General features: G+C 49.5%; 4 protein-coding genes and 1 pseudogene. 2 read left to right on the top strand and 3 right to left on the bottom strand.

Annotation, left to right across the window (positions count from 1 at the left end; all coding sequences use genetic code 11):
• Both BGK49_RS10540 and BGK49_RS26370 read left to right on the top strand, forming a co-directional pair.
• Positions 1-209 (top strand): IS3 family transposase (locus tag BGK49_RS10540; protein WP_001073957.1); only part of this gene is annotated, 209 nt, incomplete at its 5' end.
• Positions 210-252: 43 nt separating this feature from the next.
• A pseudogene (locus BGK49_RS26370) lies at positions 253-990 on the top strand (type I glyceraldehyde-3-phosphate dehydrogenase); the annotation flags it as partial.
• A 41-nt stretch (positions 991-1,031) separates the two neighbouring features.
• Here BGK49_RS26370 and aldA read toward each other — a convergent pair.
• The 3 genes from aldA to BGK49_RS10520 all read right to left on the bottom strand — a co-directional run.
• Positions 1,032-2,471, bottom strand: coding sequence for an aldehyde dehydrogenase (gene aldA / locus BGK49_RS10530; RefSeq protein WP_000115910.1), 1,440 nt, complete (start codon positions 2,469-2,471; stop codon positions 1,032-1,034).
• Positions 2,472-2,667: 196 nt separating this feature from the next.
• Positions 2,668-3,468, bottom strand: a complete 801-nt coding sequence (gene ydcF, locus BGK49_RS10525; protein ID WP_001027927.1) for a DUF218 domain-containing protein YdcF — start codon at positions 3,466-3,468, stop codon at positions 2,668-2,670.
• Between the two features lie 197 nt (positions 3,469-3,665).
• On the bottom strand, positions 3,666-3,928 hold a 263-nt coding region (locus BGK49_RS10520; protein ID WP_000317683.1), incomplete at its 5' end, for an IS1 family transposase.

The raw sequence follows: 3,928 nt of genomic DNA, 5'->3' as shown, positions 1-3,928 counted from the left end.
ACTGTTACGACAACGCTCCGATGGAAAGCTTCTGGGGAACGCTGAAAAATGAGAGCCTGAGCCACTATCGTTTTAATAACCGGGATGAAGCCATCTCAGTAATACGGGAATACATTGAGATTTTCTACAATCGTCAGCGTCGTCACTCTCGTCTGGGGAATATCTCCCCGGCAGCCTTCAGGGAAAAATATCATCAGATGGCTGCTTAAAAAAAGAACAAATGGTAGTGTCCGCTATTGCCAGTACACCTCAGGTGCAGAAATCATTGTCGAATGTACTGGCTTTTATACCTCCGCCGAGAAATCGCAGGCGCATCTTGATGCTGGTGCGAAGAAGGTGTTGATTTCCGCCCCTGCCGGTGAAATGAAAACTATCGTTTATAACGTCAATGACGACACTCTGGATGGCAACGACACCATTGTTTCCGTGGCGTCATGCACCACTAACTGTCTTGCGCCGATGGCCAAAGCCTTGCATGACAGTTTCGGGATAGAAGTCGGCACGATGACGACCATTCATGCCTATACTGGCACCCAGTCACTGGTGGATGGCCCACGTGGTAAAGATTTACGTGCTTCACGCGCAGCGGCAGAAAATATCATTCCCCACACTACGGGGGCGGCAAAAGCCATTGGTCTGGAGATCCCGGAACTGAGCGGCAAACTGAAAGGTCATGCGCAACGCGTGCCGGTGAAAACAGGTTCGGTCACTGAACTGGTATCGATTCTCGGAAAAAAAGTGACTGCCGAAGAGGTGAATAACGCACTTAAACAAGCAACCACCAATAACGAGTCATTTGGTTATACCGATGAAGAAATAGTCTCTTCCGATATCATTGGCAGCCATTTCGGTTCGGTGTTTGATGCCACGCAAACGGAAATTACCGCCGTGGGCGATTTACAACTGGTGAAAACGGTCGCCTGGTACGATAACGAATATGGCTTCGTCACGCAGCTTATTCGCACCCTCGAAAAATTCGCTAAACTCTGACGCGCACAGGCGGAGGAAAAAACCTCCGCCTCTTTTACTCATTACGACTGTAAATAAACCACCTGGGTCTGCAGATATTCATGCAGGCCATGTTTACCATCTGCGCCGCCAATACCGGATTTACGCCATCCGGCGTGGAAGCCTTGCATAGCTTCGAAGTTTTCACGGTTGATGTAAGTTTCACCAAACTTCAGCCCTTTAATGGCTTTCATCGCGACGTTCAGATTTTGGGTATAGATTGATGAGGTCAGGCCGTAATCACTGTCATTAGCCATTGAGATAGCCTCTTCCAGCGTGTCAAATGCGACCACCGGCAGAACCGGGCCAAAGGTTTCCTCATGCATAATCGACATTTCCTGGCGAACATCCAGCAGCAATGTCGGCGGATAATAATATCCTTTCCCCTCTACCGCTTTGCCACCCAACGCCACTCTCGCCCCTTCTTCTACTGCGCGCGCCACTTTTTGCTCAACCCTTTCCAACGCCGCGGCGTTAATCAACGGCCCCATCGCAATGTCGTTGCGTTCAGCGGGGTTACCAAATTGAACCGCCTGCATCGCTTCACCCAGCCGATTGACGAACTGATCATAAATGCCTTTCTGTACATAAACACGTTCTGCACAGTTACACACTTGCCCACTATTAATGACGCGTGAATCAACGATGGCTTTGACTGCCAGTTCAAGATCGGCATCGTCCATTACGATAGCTGGTGCTTTACCCCCCAATTCCAGACACACTTTGGTGATGTTTTTCGCCGCAGTCGCCATGATCTTCTCACCTGCAGAGACGCTGCCTGTCATACTGACCATTGCGACCTTTGGGTTACCCGCCAGTTCTTGCCCAACGGTTTCACCACGCCCCAGTACAAGGTTAAACACGCCGCGCGGAAGGCCTATTTCATCGACGATTTTGGCGAATGCAATCGCATTGTTTGGCGTAAATTCACTAGGTTTAATGACGATGGTATTACCGGTCAAAAGAGCGGGAGCCATTTTGCGGGCAATGAGGAAGAACGGGAAGTTCCACGGCAGAATGCCGGTAGTCACGCCAAGCGCACGTTTAAACAAAAGAATATTTTCTCCTGGACGATCGCTTTGAATAATCTCGCCCTCGTAACGCCGTGCCCACTCCGCCATGTAATCGATATAGTCGGCAGTAAAAGCCACTTCGACTTCAGCCAGCTGCTGGATCTTGCCCCCTTCTTCAACAATCAGCGCACTGATTTCACTGGCGCGTTCGCGGATCCCGGCGGAGATTTTGCGCAACCAACTGGCGCGTTCAATAGCAGGCAACGCTTCCCATTCTGGTTGTGCACGTTCTGCTGCATCGATTGCCTTACGGGCATCCTCGGCCTGACCATCGGGTATGCGGGAAATGACAGCCTCTGTAGCAGGGTTTACCACATCAATCCATGCGTCTCCAAGCCAGGTAACAAACTGTCCATCGATATACATAGGATGTTGAACGGGTACTGACATGGGCGACTCCTGTGATTTATATGTTTGTTCTTGGTAAATACATTGTTAATTAACATCAATCATCATAGAGACGGCATCGTGAAAGGACAATTCTGTGAAGGGCTTCATAAAAACAAGTGTAAAAGGAATAAAAGGCAGAAATAAAAGTCAGGAGTCATGCCCGTTTGCAAACAAGTGGTTCACAAACGGGCAATTTTTAACGTAACGAGCGACTTTCCATCGCCTCGATGAGCACCGCATCGTGTTTAAGCGTTTGCCATGCATGGATGACTTCTGCCGGAAAATCAACGTGAACGATAAAATCTCGCCCGCGGGGACCGTAGCCATCGCTATCATCGCGTAAACGCGGCAGCTCGCCAGTGAGTAGTGAGAGATAACGCTCAACCGGCCATAATCCTTGTAACTGATTAATAAAGATTACACTGTCTGCGTTATTTCCTAACTGAGGAACGAATCCGGGATAACTTAACCAGCGTGGTGCATCGGGATTGTCCCCAGTCATACGGCGGAACGTCGCCATCGTGCGCCGCTGCATGGTGGGGTCCTGAACAACGATAGCCGTATGAACTCGTTCTACGGCCTGATTAAATAGCGCGATGCTAAAGCGTGCGTTTTCACCGCAGTTTGTTGACTGGTCTTCAATCCAGATTTTTTCATGCGGAATGTGCCAGAACTGATGAGCGATATCCGCCAGGATGGTCGCTTCTGCTCTGCCAGTGGTGCGGATAGTGTTGTAGTGCGGATGCTGTGCGATGGCGCTATACAAAAAAGTTGTCGAGTGACCGATACCACCACTAATCAGTAAAGGAATTTGCTGATCGCGAGCAATCTTACATGCCGCGTCGATAGTCGGCATAACCGCATTGCCTGCAAGGATCACGCAATCGGCCTGATACGGCACCTCACCGGAGAAATCATCCTGCGCCAGCCACTGTCCGATAACATTTATGGCATCTATAGTTGCCGGCGAAAGCGTCGGAAACGGGGTAATGTTCATGGTTCCTCCTTATCGTTCCCTTAAGAATACTGCGTGAGATAATAGTGAGAAGCTGAGCACTCTGAAAGGAGGAAGTCGTATGTCCTTAACCGCACTCCGCAAGCCTGACATATCTTTTAAGGAAATGCTGTAGATAAACATTATTCATCTTGCAGCAGAGAATTGTATTTTTCTGAATTCCTGGTAATGACTCCAACTTACTGATAGTGTTTTATGTTCAGATAATGCCCGATGACCTTGTCATGCAGCTCCACCGATTTTGAGAACGACAGTGACTTCCGTCCCAGCCTTGCCAGATGTTGTCTCAGATTCAGATTATGTCGCTCAATGCGCTGAGTGTAACGCTTGCTGATAACGTGCAGCTTTCCCTTCAGGCGTGATTCATACAGCGGCCAGCCATCCGTCATCCATACCACGACCTCAAAGGCCGACAGCAGGCTCAGAAGACGCTCCAGTGTGG

Origin of the sequence: Shigella sp. FC1544 (genome assembly GCF_001722145.1) — a bacterium.
In the GTDB taxonomy this organism is placed as follows: domain Bacteria; phylum Pseudomonadota; class Gammaproteobacteria; order Enterobacterales; family Enterobacteriaceae; genus Escherichia; species Escherichia coli.
This window is presented reverse-complemented; position numbering and strand designations above follow the sequence as displayed.